18 protein-coding genes are annotated in these 16,965 nt (G+C 63.8%); 15 read left to right on the forward strand and 3 right to left on the reverse strand.

Translation table 11 applies throughout. The annotated features are described in order from the left end of the window. Positions 1-102 precede the first annotated feature (102 nt). The 3 genes from KF712_12360 (at position 103) to KF712_12370 (ending at position 3,915) form a co-directional block, all read left to right on the forward strand. A complete protein-coding gene (locus KF712_12360) occupies positions 103-2,331 on the forward strand; it encodes an NADP-dependent isocitrate dehydrogenase (GenBank protein ID MBX3741780.1) in 2,229 nt (742 codons plus the stop codon). A gap of 302 nt (positions 2,332-2,633) precedes the next feature. Beyond that, the gene (locus tag KF712_12365; GenBank protein ID MBX3741781.1) at positions 2,634-3,488 is read left to right on the forward strand and encodes a prolyl oligopeptidase family serine peptidase; all 855 of its coding nucleotides are present in this window, start codon (positions 2,634-2,636) and stop codon (positions 3,486-3,488) included. 73 nt (positions 3,489-3,561) lie between these two features. Beyond that, entirely contained in the window at positions 3,562-3,915 is a 354-nt protein-coding gene (locus tag KF712_12370) for a hypothetical protein (protein MBX3741782.1), read from the forward strand. A 9-nt stretch (positions 3,916-3,924) separates the two neighbouring features. Here KF712_12370 and KF712_12375 read toward each other — a convergent pair whose 3' ends face one another. After that, positions 3,925-5,304, reverse strand: a complete 1,380-nt coding sequence (locus KF712_12375) for a hypothetical protein (protein MBX3741783.1) — start codon at positions 5,302-5,304, stop codon at positions 3,925-3,927. Between the two features lie 39 nt (positions 5,305-5,343). Between KF712_12375 and KF712_12380 the strand changes: the two genes are divergently transcribed. The 4 genes from KF712_12380 to KF712_12395 are packed head-to-tail and all read left to right on the forward strand — an operon-like array spanning position 5,344 to position 8,913. After that, complete coding sequence (locus KF712_12380; GenBank protein ID MBX3741784.1) at positions 5,344-6,267, forward strand: DUF2167 domain-containing protein; 924 nt, start codon at positions 5,344-5,346, stop codon at positions 6,265-6,267. A gap of 8 nt (positions 6,268-6,275) precedes the next feature. Next, positions 6,276-7,355 carry a hypothetical protein gene (locus KF712_12385; protein MBX3741785.1) on the forward strand — a complete coding sequence of 360 codons (1,080 nt, stop codon included), beginning with the start codon at positions 6,276-6,278 and terminating at the stop codon, positions 7,353-7,355. A gap of 56 nt (positions 7,356-7,411) precedes the next feature. Next, complete coding sequence (gene ruvB, locus KF712_12390) at positions 7,412-8,443, forward strand: Holliday junction branch migration DNA helicase RuvB (protein MBX3741786.1); 1,032 nt, start codon at positions 7,412-7,414, stop codon at positions 8,441-8,443. A 44-nt stretch (positions 8,444-8,487) separates the two neighbouring features. Beyond that, complete coding sequence (locus KF712_12395) at positions 8,488-8,913, forward strand: transcriptional repressor (protein MBX3741787.1); 426 nt, start codon at positions 8,488-8,490, stop codon at positions 8,911-8,913. A gap of 251 nt (positions 8,914-9,164) precedes the next feature. Here the strand turns inward: KF712_12395 and KF712_12400 are convergent, their stop codons facing one another. Beyond that, complete coding sequence (locus KF712_12400) at positions 9,165-9,521, reverse strand: cupin domain-containing protein (GenBank protein ID MBX3741788.1); 357 nt, start codon at positions 9,519-9,521, stop codon at positions 9,165-9,167. A 189-nt stretch (positions 9,522-9,710) separates the two neighbouring features. On the opposite strand from KF712_12400, the gene KF712_12405 reads away from it, so the two are divergent. Beyond that, positions 9,711-10,172, forward strand: coding sequence for a TPM domain-containing protein (locus KF712_12405; protein ID MBX3741789.1), 462 nt, complete (start codon positions 9,711-9,713; stop codon positions 10,170-10,172). A 5-nt stretch (positions 10,173-10,177) separates the two neighbouring features. Here KF712_12405 and KF712_12410 read toward each other — a convergent pair whose 3' ends face one another. Then, positions 10,178-11,194, reverse strand: a complete 1,017-nt coding sequence (locus KF712_12410; GenBank protein ID MBX3741790.1) for a hypothetical protein — start codon at positions 11,192-11,194, stop codon at positions 10,178-10,180. Between the two features lie 142 nt (positions 11,195-11,336). Here KF712_12410 and hisI point away from each other — a divergent pair, with 142 nt between their 5' ends. From hisI to KF712_12445, 7 genes are all read left to right on the forward strand, one after another. Beyond that, on the forward strand, positions 11,337-11,786 hold the full coding sequence (gene hisI, locus KF712_12415; protein MBX3741791.1) for a phosphoribosyl-AMP cyclohydrolase: 450 nt from the start codon (positions 11,337-11,339) through the stop codon (positions 11,784-11,786). A gap of 135 nt (positions 11,787-11,921) precedes the next feature. Then, the gene (gene rplS / locus KF712_12420) at positions 11,922-12,269 is read left to right on the forward strand and encodes a 50S ribosomal protein L19 (GenBank protein ID MBX3741792.1); all 348 of its coding nucleotides are present in this window, start codon (positions 11,922-11,924) and stop codon (positions 12,267-12,269) included. A gap of 120 nt (positions 12,270-12,389) precedes the next feature. Further along, positions 12,390-13,322, forward strand: coding sequence for a hypothetical protein (locus KF712_12425; protein MBX3741793.1), 933 nt, complete (start codon positions 12,390-12,392; stop codon positions 13,320-13,322). 9 nt (positions 13,323-13,331) lie between these two features. Continuing rightward, positions 13,332-14,069: a hypothetical protein gene (locus KF712_12430; protein MBX3741794.1), complete on the forward strand. Its 738-nt coding sequence runs from the start codon at positions 13,332-13,334 to the stop codon at positions 14,067-14,069. Then, positions 14,066-15,229, forward strand: coding sequence for a hypothetical protein (locus KF712_12435; protein ID MBX3741795.1), 1,164 nt, complete (start codon positions 14,066-14,068; stop codon positions 15,227-15,229). The genes KF712_12430 and KF712_12435 overlap by 4 nt, the downstream gene beginning before the upstream one ends. Further along, on the forward strand, positions 15,226-16,350 hold the full coding sequence (locus KF712_12440; protein MBX3741796.1) for a YcaQ family DNA glycosylase: 1,125 nt from the start codon (positions 15,226-15,228) through the stop codon (positions 16,348-16,350). The genes KF712_12435 and KF712_12440 overlap by 4 nt, the downstream gene beginning before the upstream one ends. Before the next feature lie 156 nt (positions 16,351-16,506). After that, positions 16,507-16,917 carry a GNAT family N-acetyltransferase gene (locus tag KF712_12445; protein ID MBX3741797.1) on the forward strand — a complete coding sequence of 137 codons (411 nt, stop codon included), beginning with the start codon at positions 16,507-16,509 and terminating at the stop codon, positions 16,915-16,917. Positions 16,918-16,965 lie beyond the last annotated feature (48 nt).

Here is a 16,965-nt window from a genome sequence, read left to right on the forward strand (position 1 = left end):
ATCCGGGCCGGGCCGGAAAGATGCCGTCCGGGACACTCTTTGCGTTTGCCCCTGTGTCCCGCAGCACCTAAACACCTCCCGGAATTTCCAAACTCCAGAACCATGTCCGCGTCTCCCACCATCATCTACACCAAGACCGACGAAGCGCCCGCCCTCGCCACCTACTCCTTCCTGCCGATCGTCCAGGCATTCACCAAGCACTCCGGCATCGCCGTCGAGACGCGCGACATCTCCCTGGCGGGCCGGATCATCGCGAACTTCCCGGAATACCTCACGGAGGACCAGAAGATCGGCGACGCGCTGTCCGAGCTGGGCGCACTGACCCTGACTCCCGAGGCGAACATCATCAAGCTGCCGAACATTTCCGCCTCCGTGCCGCAGCTCAAGGCCGCCGTCGCCGAGCTGCAGGCGAAGGGCTACAAGCTGCCCGACTTCCCCGAAAGCCCGTCCACCGACACGGAAAAGGAAGTGAAGGCCCGCTACGCGAAGGTCATGGGTTCCGCCGTGAACCCGGTCCTCCGCGAAGGCAACTCCGACCGCCGCGCGCCAAAGGCGGTGAAGGACTACGCGAAGGCCCACCCGCACTCGATGGGTGCGTGGAGCGGTGATTCCAAGACCTCCGTCGGCAGCATGAACGGCAAGGGCGACTTCTTCTCCAACGAGAAGTCCGTCACCGTGGCGGACGCGACCGACGTGAAGATCCAGTTCGTTGGCGCGGACGGCAGCACCAAGGTGCTGAAGGACTCCACCCCGCTGAAGGCCGGTGAGATCATCGACGGCACCTTCATGAGCAAGGCCGCCCTCGTCGATTTCCTGGGCACCCAGATCGCCAAGGCGAAAGAAGACGGCGTGCTGTTCTCCCTGCACATGAAGGCGACGATGATGAAGGTTTCCGACCCGATCATCTTCGGCCACGCGGTGGAGGTGTTCTTCAAGGAGCTCATCGCCAAGCACGCGGACACCCTCAAGGAACTGGGCGTGGATTTCCGCAACGGCTTCGGCGACCTCGTTGCCAAGATCGCCAAGCTCCCCGCTGACAAGCAGGCGGAGATCGAGGCGGACATCCAGGCCGCCTATGCGGACGGCCCGGCCCTCTCCATGGTCAACAGCGACAAGGGCATCACCAACCTCCACGTGCCGTCCGACGTCATCGTGGACGCCTCCATGCCCGCGATGATCCGCGCGGGTGGCAAGGTGTGGGACGCACAGGGCAAGACCGGCGACACCCTCGCCGTCATCCCGGACAGCTCCTACGCCGGCGTCTATCAGGCGGTGATCGACTTCTGCAAAAAGAACGGCGCGCTCGACCCGAAGACCATGGGCTCCGTGCCGAACGTCGGTCTGATGGCCCAGGCCGCCGAGGAATACGGCTCCCACAACAAGACCTTTGAAATCCCTGCCAAGGGCACGGTCAAGGTCACCGACAGCAACGGCAACGTGCTGCTCTCCCATGAAGTGGAGGAAGGTGACATCTGGCGCGCCTGCCAGACGAAGGACGCGCCGATCCAGGACTGGGTGAAGCTGGCCGTGAACCGTGCCCGCGCCACCGGCGACCCAGCCGTCTTCTGGCTGGACAAGAACCGCGCCCACGACGCGCAGCTCATCACCAAGGTCGAACAGTATCTCAAGGACCACGACACCTCCGGCCTGGAGATCAAGATCCTCGCCCCGGCGGATGCCTGCACCTACTCGCTCGAGCGCATCGTGCAGGGCAAGGACACCATCTCCGTGACCGGCAACGTGCTGCGTGACTACAACACCGACCTCTTCCCCATCCTGGAAGTCGGCACCTCCGCGAAGATGCTCTCCATCGTTCCCCTCATGAACGGTGGCGGCCTCTTCGAGACCGGAGCCGGTGGATCCGCGCCGAAGCACGTCGAGCAGTTCGTGCAGGAAAACTATCTGCGCTGGGATTCCCTCGGTGAGTTCTTCGCCCTCGCGCCATCGTTCGAGCACATCGCCGATACCTTCGGCCTGGCACGGGCAAAGGTGCTGGCGGACACGCTGGACGCCGCCACCGGCAAGTTCCTCGAAAACGACCGCTCCCCGGGCCGCAAGCTGGGCACCATCGACAACCGCGGTTCCCACTTCTACCTCGCCCTCTACTGGGCACAGGCGCTCGCCGGACAGGACAAGGATGCGGAACTGAAGGAGATCTTCACCCCCGTCGCGGAAAAGCTCGCCGCCAACGAGGAAACCATCGTTTCCGAACTGCTGGCCGTGCAGGGCAAGCCGGTCGACATCGGCGGCTACTTCCAGCCGGACGAAGCCAAGGCCTCCGCCGCCCTCCGCCCGAGCGGGACGTTCAACGCCATTCTGGCAGCGATCTGATCGAGCTGAAAACAGCCTGAATTTTTCCGACCTGCAGGAGCCGCTCCTGCAGGTCGGTTTTTTTCGTCGTGGAATCGGGGAATCTTCGGCAGGGACCGCATTCCATGCGGTCAGGGTGGGGACGGTCGACCAGCCTTAGAGTGATCAATATCTAACCGACCCACCCTCCAGAGATCAACGGACGTCACCCGGATGCGGAATCCCGGGATAAGTGAATGTCGCCCCCGCCTGACCGCATGGAATGCGGTCCCTGCCACCTACTGCGGAAGATCGGCCAGCGAATGCCCGTCATATACTTGATCATGAAACCCAGCCTCCTCTCCTTTCTCCTCCTCACCACCATCGGCTGCTCGGCCAAGGAACCGCAGCCGGAGATCATCCCACCGGCTCAATACGAGGCGCAGGGCGCGGCGGTGGAGAAGATGCGGGAGCGCCTGCTGCGGGAGAACCCGGACCGCTTCGAGGCCCGCACGCTCGACCATGGAGGGAGGACCGTCCGCTACCGTTGGTTCGCCCCGGAAAAGGCGGACAAGCCGCTGCCGCTGGTCATCGTCCTGCATGGCAGTTCCGGGAAGGGCAGCGACAACCGGAGCCAGTTGCTGGCTGGCACGGGTGCGCTGGGTGCCGGGGTATGGGCTACGCCTGAACGGCAGAAAGACCATCCCTGTTTTGTCATGGTGCCGCAGTGCCCTCCGGGTGAGATGTGGACGCTCACCGCCTCATGGACCTCTCCCGTCCATCCACTTTCCCCACAACCGGCACCCGCCCTCGCGGACCTGATGGCCCTGCTCGATGATCGGCTGAAGACGGAGGAGATCGATCCGGAGCGCGTCTATCTGGTCGGTGCCTCGATGGGTGGCTACGGCACCTTCGACTGGCTGGTCCGGCAGCCGGAACGCTTCGCGGCGGGAATCCCCATCTGTGGAGGCATGCCGGAAGGCCAGGCTGCAAAGCTGAAGGACGTCCCGCTGTGGATCTTCCACGGGGAGAACGACAACATCGTCCCGGTGGAGGAATCCCGACGCGCCTTCTCACAGATCTCGGCGGCGGGCGGCCCGGTCCGTTACTCCGAGTTCAAGGATGGCGGCCACCAGATTTCCGTCCACGCGTGGATCGACCCGAAGGTGGCCGCGTGGCTTTTCTCCCAGCACCGGTAGAATTTCCGGGCCACGATTCCACTCCGGCTGAATGACATTGAGCTTTCCGCACGGCCCGTTAGATTCCGCTGCCATGAACCAAAACTCCCGCGAAGCGATCATCGAGCTGCTTTTCCTGTCCCTCTATATGGACGACCATCTGTCACTGGCGGAGGACGAGGTGCTGACCGAGGCGCTCGACACGCTGGGCTGGGAGTCCGGATCACCACGGGAAAGCTTCATCTTCCGCGCCTTCGGGTCATCCCGCGAGGCATTCACCAGCCTGGAAAAAACCCAGGTTTTCTTCGCCGAGCGGGCGGACACCATCAAACGCCATGGCAACGAAGGGGCCGCCCTGACATGGTTGACCCGCGTGCTCGCCGCCGACGGCCTGACCTCCACCGAGAAATACTTCCTCGGGCGCCTGGAGAAGTATTTCTACCCGTAAGCCTACACGTCAGGGCTTCGGCGTTGCGGCCAGACGGTAGAAATTCCTCGCACCTCCGTTCGGGGCGACCTGCCATGTGCCATCCGGCAGCACGGTGATGCGCGACTGCGGCACCGCCGTCCAGTCGTTGCGGAGGGTTCCGGATTCCTGCACGGCCAGGTCCGCGTAGCGGGATGGAGCTTCCAGCGGACGGAAGGAAAGCCCGCCATTCGCGGCGAAGGTGAGCGGGTTGTCCGCCACCGTGGCGCTGCTTCCCAGCAGGTATTCCACCAGGTTGGGAAAGCCATCGCCGTCGGGATTGGCTGCGGGACCACCGGCGGAACCCGCCCAGGTGAGATAGGGTTGGTCCGAGTTGAGACCCAGTACATCGCCGATGATCTCGCGGTTCTGCATCAGCGGAATGGACGCTCCGGTGGCGCGGTTGATGGCATCAAGGACGAGATTCCCGATCAACGCCTGCCCGACGGTGGAAGGATGGAAGCCATCATGGCAGAACAGATGGTCCGGCGGATTCAAATCGTTCGGCGGATACTTGAATACCGTGCCGTTCAGATGGAACTGCGGCTCATCGAAGATCCGCGTCGTCAGGAAGTCGATGCGGGCCACCTGCGCCCCCCTGCTGGCGGCCAGCGACATCACCGCGGCATTCGTGTCCGCGATGCGCTGCCTGGCCCTCGCCCGCAGCGACAGGTCCGCGTAGTTGTTGTTCGTCGTGATGACCGGCGTGGCACCGATGTCCGGAAAGGTGCAGACCACGATCGGCACGGTGGCGTTCTGCTGGCGGACGAAACTGATGATCTGCGCGAGATTGTTCACCGCGGTCTGGAGCAGGGCGGGAGGCTCCGCATTCTGGAAGATACCGGAATAGTTCGACTTCAGGTCATTCCCGCCGAGGAAGATGACCACCACACCGATGCCCTCTTCCTCCAGGTTTTCCACCAGCTTGTCATGGGTGCGCATGGCGGCCACCATGTACGGTATTCCCTGGGAATAGAGTGTCTCCCAGTTGATGACACCGACCCAGTTGGTGGTGGTGAAGCTGGGCACGCCGTAGTTGTGTGCGTAGCCGCCATTCCGGAAGTCGGAGTAGGCGCCGAAATTCGCGTCGAACGATCCGAAGGAAACCAGGCCGGCACGGCGGTCCGCGACGATTTCGACCCAATTCCGCGTATTGGCGACGGGAACCGGCACCCCCTCGACCTTCGGGCCGCTGAAGACGCCCTCGAAGCGATATTCCTCCGTGAGGCTGTCACCGATGGTGAGAACCTTGATGGGCTGGGCCTCCGCCTGGAACACCTGGGCGAACAGGAAGGCCATCAACAGACCGATCACGCGGAACATCCTCCACCCTAACCCACCTCCCGCCGCTGTCCACGGGCCGTTGGACATGGCATGCGGCTTGCAAAATGGCCGGGCATCAGAGAGAAGATGAGAGCCATCCCGAAAAAGTTCATGACCCTTTCCAAGCTCCTGCCCTTGTTCAGCGTTTTCTCGCTGTCCTTTTCAATCCCGGTCATCGCCCAGCCGGCGGCACCTGAAGCACCCGCGGCGGAACAGACCGCGCCGGAAGGACCGAATCCCTTTGTCCAACTGGTGGAGTCCCTTAGCTGGACGACCAGCGGTGAGGCGGGGATCGGCCACCAGGCAACCATCAACGTGCCGGAAGGCTACCGCTTCACCGGCCAGCCCGGCTCATCGAAGCTGATGGAGTTCTACGGCAACCTGACGAATGGCAGCGAGCTGGGTTACCTCACTCCGGAGGATTTCTCCTGGTTCGCCGTCTTCACCTTTTCCGATGTCGGTTACGTGAAGGACGACGAGAAGGACAAGCTGGACGCGGACAAGATCCTGGAGGACATGCGCAAGGGCCAGGAGCAGGCAAACGCTGAACTCTCACGCCGTGGGATGTCGCCCCTCACCATCCTGGGCTGGCAGACCCCTCCTTTCTACAATCCGGAAACGAAGAACCTGGAATGGGCCGTCCGCCTGAGCAGCGCCGGGGGACAGGTGGTGAACTACCGCACGAAGATCCTGGGACGCAGGGGTGTGATGGATGTGGTGCTGGTGTGTGATGAAAGCCAGCTCGCCACCGTGGTGCCGGAATACCAGAAACTCCTCGGCGGATTCTCCTACAAGAAGGAGGAGGCCTACGCCTCTTTCGAAAAAGGTGACAAGATCGCCGAATACGGCCTGACCGGACTCATCGTCGGCGGAACGCTGCTCGCCGCGGCCAAGACCGGCCTGCTGTCGAAGCTCGGCCAATTCCTCAAACCGATCCTCATCGGCGTGGTGGCGGTCTTCGCCGGCATCGCGAAGCTGTTCGGCTTCAAGAAGAAGAAGGAATCCGTCTGACGCACGGCATGTCTGCCGCCGCGGAATTTTTCCTCATCGCCCTGGCCATCTACCTTTGGGAGTCCGGGTTGTGGCTGCCGCTCCGTGCCGCCGCGCTGCGGAAACGGCCGCTTTCCGACCGCTGGAGCGTCGTCCGGCCCGGCCACTGGATGTCCACCCGTGAGCTGGGGCTGGTGGCCATGCTGCCGGTGGTGCCGGACACCGGCCTCGCTCCGTGCCAGTCACCTCCCCTGCTGGTGACTCCACAGGGGAAGGTGCTGCTGGAAACCGCGGCGTCCGATCTGGTGGAGTGCGGGGCCCCCACGTGGGAGGACATCACGGTGGACGCCGGCAGGCTTTCGCTGGGTGGCGTGTCCGCCCGGGTTTCCTCACCGCGGATGGTCGATCTTTTCCGCCGTGCGAAAAAGCGCGGCCTGTCCCCCTCCGAGGGTATCGCGGACGCATGGAAAAAGGCAATGTCACCCCACCGCGCCGCAAAGGAATGGCGGCGCTGGCGGCTTGTATCCTCCCCGCTCGCGCCATTCTGTCTCCTGCTCACGACCGGGTTTTTCATCGGACTGCCGGTGACGTTCCTGTATGCCGGTGTGCTGCCCACGCTGGGTGTGGCGCTGTTCCTGTGGGTGCTGATGGGAGTCATCGGCTGCCGCCTGTGGTGGCTGGGCGGGAGGGTCTATCCCGCCGCACGCCGCGCCCTGCGGGCGGATGCGGCGCTCTGCTGTGTGGTGCCTTTCCACGCGATGCGTGCCTTTGAGCTGGCCGCCGTCCACGCCATGGCGACCACCCACCCGGTGGCGCTGCTCCTTTCCACCGGAGATACGGAGAACCCGTGGCTGGGCAGGTTTTCCCGCGAACTGCTCCACCCGAGGCCGGATGTTCCCTTCGATGACGACCGCGCGACGTTGATCCGGCCTCTGTTGGAAAATGCCCTGTCCCGCCACGGCAGGGAAATTTCCGGCTACGGGACGATCCCCTCCAACTCCGGGGATGAAGGCGCGACCCGGTTCTGCCCGCGGTGCCACTCGGTCTTCGCGGATGGCGTGGACTCCTGCACCGACTGCAAGGGCGTCCCCCTGAAAGCCTTTCCCTGAACAACTCCGCGCTTCTCTCCCGCGCCGCCATCCGCTCCAATGGTGGCCGCCGCCCGATGTCCGAGAACTTCTACCAGCAGACCACCACCGCCCCGGCAACCTCCTTCGACGTTTCCCTGCGGCCGCCTGCGTTCTCCGAGTTCATCGGCCAGGAAAAGGTGAAGGACCGCATCCTGCTGATGCTGGAGGCGGCGAAGAAACGCGGTGACGTGCTGGACCACGTGCTGCTCTCCGGCCCGCCCGGCCTGGGCAAGACCACGCTGGCCAACCTCATCGCCCGCGCCGCCGGAACCCAGCTCCACACCACCTCCGGCCCGCAGATCGAAAAGGCGGGCGACCTCGCCGGGATCCTCACCAACATCCAGAAAGGCGACATCCTTTTCATTGATGAGATCCACCGCCTGCACCCGGCCATCGAGGAATACCTCTACCCGGCGATGGAGGACTACCGGCTGGACATCATCATCGACTCCGGCCCTTCCGCCCGCTCCATCCAGATCAACCTGCCGCGCTTCACCCTCGTCGGGGCCACCACCCGCTCCGGCATGCTCACCGCGCCGCTGCGCTCCCGCTTCGGCCTCATCAACCGGCTGGACTACTACACGCATGAGGAGCTGGCGGACATCATCGAGCGGTCCGCCGGATTGCTCGACGTGCCCATCGAGCGGGCGGGCGCGCTGGAGATCGCCTCGCGCTCGCGCGGCACCCCGCGGGTGGCCAACGCGCTGCTCCGCTGGGTCCGCGACTACGCCCAGGTGCGCGGTGGCGGGACCATCAACGGCACGGTCGCGGATGACGCGCTGGCGATGATCGAGATCGACTCCGAAGGCCTCGATGAAATGGACAAGCGCCTGCTGGAAGCGCTGATCTACAAGTTCGGCGGCGGCCCCGTCGGCCTGAACTCGCTGGCGGTCGCCGTGGGCGAGGACGCCGCCACCATCGAGGAAGTCCATGAGCCGTTCCTCATCATGCAGGGCTTCATCCAGCGCACCCCGCGCGGCCGCACGGCCATGGGCGCCGCCTACACCAAGATCGGCGCGCCGCAGCCGCCCTCCCGGCCGGACGACCCGCAGGCCAGCCTGTTCTGATTTCCGCATTTCCCAACCCGCCAATCCGTCGCTACATTCCCGCCATGAAAGCTTTGATCCAGGACACCATCGAGCGCTGCCGGGCCGCAGGCCTGCGCAGGACCAAGGCGCTCGAGGAACTCATCCGCACCCTGCTCGAAAACGGGAGGCCGATGACCCTGGCGGAGCTGGCCGCGTCCGAGCATCTGGCAGACCAATGCGACAAGGCCACCGTCTTCCGCTTGCTCCAGCGCCTCGCGGAACACGGCATCATCCGCCGCCTGGGCCTCCATGAACGGGCCGCCTATTTCACCCTGCTGGTCCCCGGCAAGCACAGCGATTACCTCATCTGTACCGGCTGCGGCTCCATCGAGTCGATCAAAGCCCCCTGCCCCGTCCACGCGCTCGAAGACGAAATCCGGGAAAAAACCGGCTACCGCAACCTCTACCACGAGCTGGAGTTCTTCGGGGTCTGTCCGAAGTGTGCTTAAGGAGGGTGGACACTCCTGTCCACCGGCGGCATTGGCAAACCGAGAACGAGAAGATTTCAGCGTTCCGTTTTCAGGAAAAGAAGGAGGCTGACCGCGAATCTTACGAATCTGGCGAATCATGAAGTAGATCTCTTCACTTCGGAATCTTCGCGTCTTTGCGGTGAGTCTTTGATGATTCGCCAATGCCCTCGGTGGACAGGAATGGGAGCGAAGCGGACATAGCGGCTCTGCCGCAATGTCCTCCCCCTTACTCAATCAAACCACTCGTCTTCCGGGTCGAAGGCCGGGACGGGGATGTTGACGATCTTGAGCTTGCCGATGGCGCGGTGGCGGCAGCCGGGCTTGATGAGGATGGTGCTCATCGGCTTCACCGGGATGAGTTCGCCATCGAGTTCCATGTGGCCCTCGCCTTCGAGGATCAGATAGATCTCGGTGAGCTTCTTGTGATAGTGGGTCTGCGCGTCCTCCTGGATGTCCACCAGGTGGATGGTCGCGGTCTGGTTCTCAGGGACGGCGAAGGCGCGCTGGCTGAAGCCGCAGGGGCAGCGCTTCGGCTCGATCTCATCCAGTTGGGCGAACAGGTAGTTGGCGGAGGCGGTGGTGCTCATGGTTTCCAGATAACGTAATTAATTGCATGAAACTTTCAAGCTGCTTTTTCGCTTCATCATTCGCTTAGGAAATGCGTAGCATTATCGCACATGCGGTGTCCCTACTGCCAATCCCCGGTGCATCCGCAGACAACCGAGTGCCCGTCATGCCGGTTGAACTATCCACGGACCAGCACCTTGCTGGGGACCATGCCGCGTCTGTCTCCCGGCGTGTCCGACACCACGGGCAAGCTGACTTCCGGTGAAACCGGCAAGCTGCGCAAGCGGGTGAACGCCCTCCAACGGCGGTTCCCGCAACTGGTGCTGCAGGTGGTGATGCGCGCGATGCCGGACGAGCATCCCTTCAGCCTTTACGCCTTCTGGCTGTTCAATGCCGGTGCCTTCGCCGGTGAGGGACGGCGCGGTGCGAACAACCACGGCATCCTGCTGCTGATCGACCCGGTCCGGCAGGAATCCGCGCTGATCCCCGGCTACGGCCTGGAACCTTTGCTGAAACCCGAGGCCCTCGGACATCTGCTCGAACTCGCCAGTCCGGTGTGGGACGCCGGGATGTGGCTGGAAGGCATCGAGAGGGTGCTCGGCGGACTGGAAAAGCTCCTCGAAAGTGTGGGCGCACCGGAGGAAACCGGCGCGATCAACGGAGAGTTCTGATTGGTTCAGCCGAAGGCCTTCAGGAAACCGACCTCGATGGCGAGCGGCTCGAAGGCGTTCGTGTCCAGCGTGCGGCGCAGGGAGTCCAGCGCCTCCATGCGTTTGAGCAACGCGGTTTCCGTTTCCTTTTCCACGATGGGAGCGAGGCTGGCGGCGGTGTCCGGGAAATCCAGATCGGCGGAGTTCACCTTCATCCGGAGAAGGTCGGCCATCCATGCCATCAGCACATCGAACAGGCGGGAGCGGGCATCCAGATACTCCGCCTCCGCGGCGGCCTTGTGGAAGGCTTCCCGCTCCTTGAGCCATGCTCCGTCGGTGGCATCCCGGTAGGCTGCGGACTCTTCTTTCTCCGCCGCCTTCGCGGCATCGTCCGCCTCGCTGCGGTACTGTGCGAGGAAAGAGGAAAAGGCAGCCTTCAGATGGAGTGCGGCGACGGGTGTGCCGAAGCCCCGGCTGGCGGCCCGGTTGAGGGAGGCGACCAGCTCGGCCCCGCCGTTTTCAAGCAGGGGCCGTCCGCCCAGCAGCGGCAGGCGCACGCAGCGGGAAAGGATGGTCGGCAGGAGCCGCTGGGGATTCGCCGTGAGGAGCAGGAGGAGGGTGCTTTTCGGCGGTTCCTCCAGGGTCTTGAGGAAGGCGTTGGCCGCCTGGTCGTTCATGCGGTCCGCCTCGACGATGACGCCCACCTTGCAGGAACCCTTGGCGACGGCGAGGTGGAGCGTCTGCTCCAGGTCACGGATCTCCTCCACGCCGACGCGGCGGGACTTCATCCGCGGGCGGATGACACGCACATGCCCGCCCTCCAGTTCATCCAGCGGAGGCGTCTCCACCTTCACCGGCTCCCCGAAGAGGTCGAACCCACCGCCGCCGGAGCCTCCCCCGTCATTCACCAGTTGGATCATCCGGGCGGCCAGGTTTTCCTTCCCGCTGCCGGGTGCGCCACTGATGAGGAAGGCGTGCGCGAGGCGTCCCCGCTGGTGTGCTTCTGAAATCAGTTCGAATGCCCGGTCCGCCGTATATGCCATCGCGCCGCCATCGTCTCAGGCATGGCCCTCCAGGCAATTCCGAAATCCCTTCTTCGGCGTTCGATGTTGGATGTTCGACGTTCGATGTTCCCCAATAATGTTCGCTGGACACGCGGGCGGCCCCCTACCACGGTCCCCGCGCATGAGTCCGAACCAATCCTTCGCCCCACGCGGCGGCAAAGCGGAGATCGAGGAAGGCACGGAGTTTTCCCCGAAATTCGACAAGGATGGCCTGATCCCGGCCATGGCGATCGACGCGATCACCAAGGAGCCGCTGATGCTGGCCTACATGAACGAGGAATCCCTCAAGCTGACCCTGGAGATCGGCGAGGCGGTGTATTACTCCCGCTCGCGCAAGGAGTTGTGGCACAAAGGCAAGACGTCCGGCCACATCCAGAAGGTGGTGGAGATCCGCACGGACTGCGACCAGGACGCCCTGGTGGTGTATGTGGAGCAGATCGGCGCGGGAGCCTGCCACACCGGCCGCGGATCCTGCTTCTACCGCAACGTGGTCACGAAGAACGGGGCGGAACTGACCTTCAACAGCACGGACCGCGCCTTCGACCCGGAAGCCATCTACGGCAAGAAGTGAGGAAAAATCTGGGGGCCGGGAGCATTTCGCGGTTGCAATGGCAAATTCCATCCGCTAGCTCTCCCGCCCCGCGCGACCCGGCCAACGCCAGAAACGCCGGTCAGCCACCAACATTTTCGCGAGAAAGAGGAGCCCATGAACGCAATCATCAAGAAGATCGAGCAGGAGCAAATGAAGCAGGACGTCGCCGAGTTCAACGTCGGTGACTCCGTGAAGGTCCACACCCGCGTTATCGAAGGCGGCAAGGAGCGCGTCCAGGTCTTCGCCGGTCTCGTGATCGCCAAGGCCGGCACGGGCATCAACGCCGCTTTCACCGTCCGCAAGATTTCCTACGGCGAAGGCGTGGAGCGTGTTTTCCCGGTCCACACCCCGCGCATCTCCAAGATCGAAGTGACCAACAAGGGCAAGGTCCGCCGCGCCAAGCTGCACTACCTCCGCAGCCGCGTGGGCAAGCGTGCTCTCCTCGTGAAGGCCGCCAACTGATCCTGCGACCGCAAGATTTCCGAGAAGCCCCGCTGCATGCCAGCGGGGCTTTTTGCGTACAGGCCGCGCGATGGGAAAAAATCATTCGTCAAGCCGCGCATCCTGCCTACCCTGTCCGCCGTGCGTGTTCCCGTCCCACTGGTGCTGTTTCTCTGCCTTTCCGTCATCGGCGGGATGTGGTGGGCGAACACCAAGGGAATGGACTTCATGACCCCGCCGACCGCCGCACAGATCGCGGAGATCCAGGAAAAGGCGGAAGCGTCCAACGCCCAGCCGGAACGCATGAACGAGCCGGTGAAACCGCCGACGCTGCGGCAAGGGCTGCCGGAGGCGGCCGCTCCGGATGTCGCACCCCAGCCACCGGCGGTCGAACTGGGGGATCTGGACTCCCCGCCGACCCTCGAATCCTACAGCGACCGTGCGCTGGACGGCCACGCCAAGCTGGCGGAACTGGCCACCCTGCTGGAGAAGGAAGGTGAATTCCAGCGCGCCCTGCTGGCATGGGAACGCTCGCTGGACATGACGAAACCGGACACCGCCCAGGCCGCCGCCGCCATCGCTTCCATCCGCCGCCTGCGCCCCACCCTTCCTGACTGGAACACGGATCCGGCCGCGGCGGTCCACATCGTCCTCCATGCCGGGACCGGCCCTTCGCTCGCCCCCGCACTGAAACCCGTGCTGGAGGAAGCCGCACGGGAACTCTCCATCGCCTCCGGTGGCACGCTCCGGGTGACGGCGGATCTGGCGGTGGGCAAACGGAACGCCCCGAAAGGCCCCATCCCCGCCGCGCTGTGGCTTTCCGGCCCGACAAAGGAGTCCGCCTCCACGGACGTCCTTTCCTTCACCGTCGAGCCGACGGATGACCTGGCGAAGGAAGTGTACGAAACCGCCTTCCAGCTCATCGCCAGCCACCTGAAGCGCTCCGGCCAACTGACGCCGCCGGTCGAGCCAGCCGGGGAGGAAACTTCCCTGGAGGCGTTGCAATCGAACATCACCCGCCTGTCATGGCGGGAGTTCGGAAAATCCCTCAACACCGCCACTCCCGACGAGTAGGCCGCCACCATGCTCCGCCGCCACCTGATCCTGTTACTGATCGCCGCGGCAACCGCCTCCGGGCAGTTTCCCGCGCCACCGCAGGGAGGGGACACCGGAAAGGAGCCGCCGCAGGAAGCGAAGGTGGAGAAACTGGACGGGACCCGCTACCGCATCCGCGACATCACCTTCGACAGCAAGACGCGCGAGATCCGCTTTCCCGCCGCCATCAACATGACGCAGGATCTGCTGGAGTTCCTCATCGTCCACCAGAACGGAAAGGTCCACGAATCCCTCCTGAAGACCGCCATTTCCGCGACGGACCTGAACGTCGCCTTCACCCTGCTGCGCTACCAGCCCTCTCCGGAACTGTATGTGGAGCCCACCGCGCCGGATGACCCGGCGGTGAAGTTCCCCGCCGTGGATGAGGAGGTCAGGAAAGCCGCCCGCATCCACATCGAGGTGGAGTGGCAGGACGGCGGCAAGTTGCGCAAGGTGCCGGTCAACGAATGGGTGCAGCACGCCGTCACCGGCAGGACCATGCCCGCCGGGCCGTGGGTCTATGGCGGCTCGGAAATTTCCGGCGGCAGGTTCCAGGCGGAGGCCACCGGGGACATCGCCGCCATCTACCTTTCGCGCAGCGCCCTGATCAACTACCCCGGCAAGGACAACACGGATGACACCGTGTGGTTCGTCTATCCCAAGCGGGTGCCGCCGCTCGATTCTCCCGTCACCGTCATCATCACCCCATTTCCCGGAAAACCATGAAACTCGCCACCGCATTCATCATCGCACTGGCAGGATTCGCCTCCGCCGCGGATCGCTCGCCGAACGGAAAGCTCGACCGCTACGAATCCCTCCGCCAGGAACTCAGCCAGGCCATCGCCCGGGGCAACGAATACCTGAAACAACAGCAGAAACCGGAAGGCCAGTGGGACGACGGCCAGCTCCCCGCCTTCACCGCGCTGGCCCTCAACGCCGCCGTGCGCGACCCGAACGTGGACCGCTCCGCACCCTATCCGGACCATGTGAGGAAGGGCTTCGATTGGTTGCTGGCCCAGCAGAAGGAGGACGGCGGCATCTACAACCGCGGCCTCTCCACCTACAACACCGCCACCTCCCTGACCGCGCTGGCCGCCGCCAACCGCACGGAATACGGTCCGGCCATCGTGAAGGCGCGGAAGCACCTCATCGGCAACCAATGGGACAAGGGTGAGCCGGGAAAAACGGATGACCCGGGTGACGGCGGCATCGGCTACGGAGCGGGCACCGAACGCCCCCACAACGACCTTTCCAACACCTACCTGACCATCGAGGCGCTCGCCCTTTCGAAGAAGATGATCGATGACGGCCAGTTCGGCGACCAACCGGACCTGGACTGGAAGGCGGCGACCACCTTCCTCTCCCGCTGCCAGAACCTCACCTCCACCAACGACCAGAAATGGGCATCCGACGACGCGAAGAACAAGGGTGGTTTCATCTACAACCCCGCTTCGTCGAAGGCAGGGGAAGATGAACTCGGTGACGGCAAAAAAGCACTCCGCTCCTATGGCTCCATCTCCTATGCCGGACTGCTTTCCCTGATCTATGCCAAGCTCGGCCCGGATGACGAGCGGGTGCTGGCGGTGAAGGACTGGCTGGGCAAGAACTACACCGTGGAGGAAAACCCCGGCATGGGCGCGCAGGGCCTCTACTACTACTACCAGGCCATGTCCAAGGCGCTCGGTGCGGCGGAGATCGACAACCTCAAGCTGGCCGACGGCAAGGAAGCCGACTGGCGCAGCGACCTGGCGAACAAGCTGCTCTCCCTGCAAAAGGGCGATGGCTCCTGGACCAACGACAACGGCAAGTGGATGGAGTCCAACCCCGTGCTGGTCACCGCCTACACCGTGCTGGCGCTGGAACACATCTACGATTCCATCCCCTGACGGCACCCATCCACATCACCCGCGAAGTCGCCCGCCGGTTCGCCCGGGCGGCCACCGGCCTCAATGCGACCGTGCCGGATGTCGGCGCGGTGCTGGACCGCTTCGGCTACGTCCAGATCGACCCCATCAACGTCTGCGGGCGGATGCAGGACCTCATCCTGCGGAACCGGGTGGAAAACTACCGGCCCGGCGGGCTGATGCGGCACCTGCATGGGGATGGCGCCACGCTTTCCGCGGACGCGCGCACCGCCTTCGAGCACCACCTGCCCGGCAGCTCCATCCTGGTGGCCATGCCACATGATGCCTGGCCGCACCTGCAGGAGGCCATGCGCGAGCGAACCCAGCATGATGGTGCCTGGTCCGGGCGCCTTTCCGCCGATGAGCGGAAGCTCGCGAAACGGATCCTTGCGGAAATCGAAAGCCGAGGTCCGCTGACCTCCAGCCAGATCGAGGGCGCGGGGCCTTCCCTGCCAATCGGGTGGGGATCCGCCACCTTGGCGAAGTCCACGCTCCAGAAGCTCTATTTCCACGGCCGCGTGCTCATCGCCCGCCGCGAGGGCACGCGCCGTTTCTACGATCTCCCGGAGCGTGTGCTGCCTCCGGCAGCGCTCGCCGCCAGCCTGCCAAGCCCGGAGGAAACCGCCCGCTGGCTGGCGTTGACCAAGCTCCGCCAGCGCCGCCTCACTCCGCTCAAACGGAATGAAATCCCCCACACGCGGGATGACACCATTACGGTAAAGATCAGCGATGCGGATGCCCCCCTGCTCCATATCCTCCATGAGGATCTGCCGCTGCTGGAGGCGAGCCGGGACACTCCGGAAAACGGCGCTCCCTTTCCCCCGCTGCTCCTCGCTCCGCTGGATCCGCTGATCTACGACCGCCGGACCACCCTCGCCCTGTGGGACTTTGACTACACGTGGGAGGTCTATACCCCGCCCGCAAAGCGCGTCCGCGGCTACTATGCCCTGCCCGTGCTTTCCGGCCACGAGATCGTCGGCCATGTTGATCCGAAGGCGGATGTGAAAGCAGGCAAACTGGACGTCATTTCCCGCCGCGTGCGCCGGGGCCACGCGGTCGCCCCGGCGGTGAAATCCCTCGCGCGCTTTCTGGGGTTGAGGTAGGAAAAGCGGATGTCTCCGAAAGCGGCGAAGTGTCACATCCGTCTCATCGAGGAGTCCGACTATCCCCAGTTGGAAAGTATTTATGCGGACCACGATGGCATATCCGTCCCCAGCGGCTACTTCGATCAATTCCGTGAAACGATCCGGAGCGACGAAGTGATCTACTTCGTCGCCGAAGCTGATGGACGGATCATCGGGGGTGGAGGCATCTGTGAATACTTTCCCGGCTCCCAGGTTTCCCTGACGTTTGGAGTCGTAAGCAAAGACGAACTTCGGAGAGGATACGGAACGGCGATCCTGCTGGCACGGTTGGCATTCATTGATCCGGGATCAAAGGGGTGCGAGATTTTGTTGGAGGCCACCGAATGGAGTTCCGATTTCTTTTCACGCCTCGGCTTCAAATGGCACGACCACTCCGAAGACCTAGCTGGGAATATCTTTTTCCATGGAACCCATATGGTGCTCCCCGGTGATCGTCAGATTTTCCAGCGAATCCTTGATCTGGGCGAGGTCACTTTCGCTTCCGAACTCACCAAAGGAAATCGGAACGCGGCAATTTTTGGCTGAGCCAACCGACTTGCATCGATCACCAAATGGTATTACGGTTTAACCAAC

This window comes from Akkermansiaceae bacterium (assembly GCA_019634595.1).
In the GTDB taxonomy this organism is placed as follows: Bacteria; Verrucomicrobiota; Verrucomicrobiia; order Verrucomicrobiales; family Akkermansiaceae; genus Luteolibacter.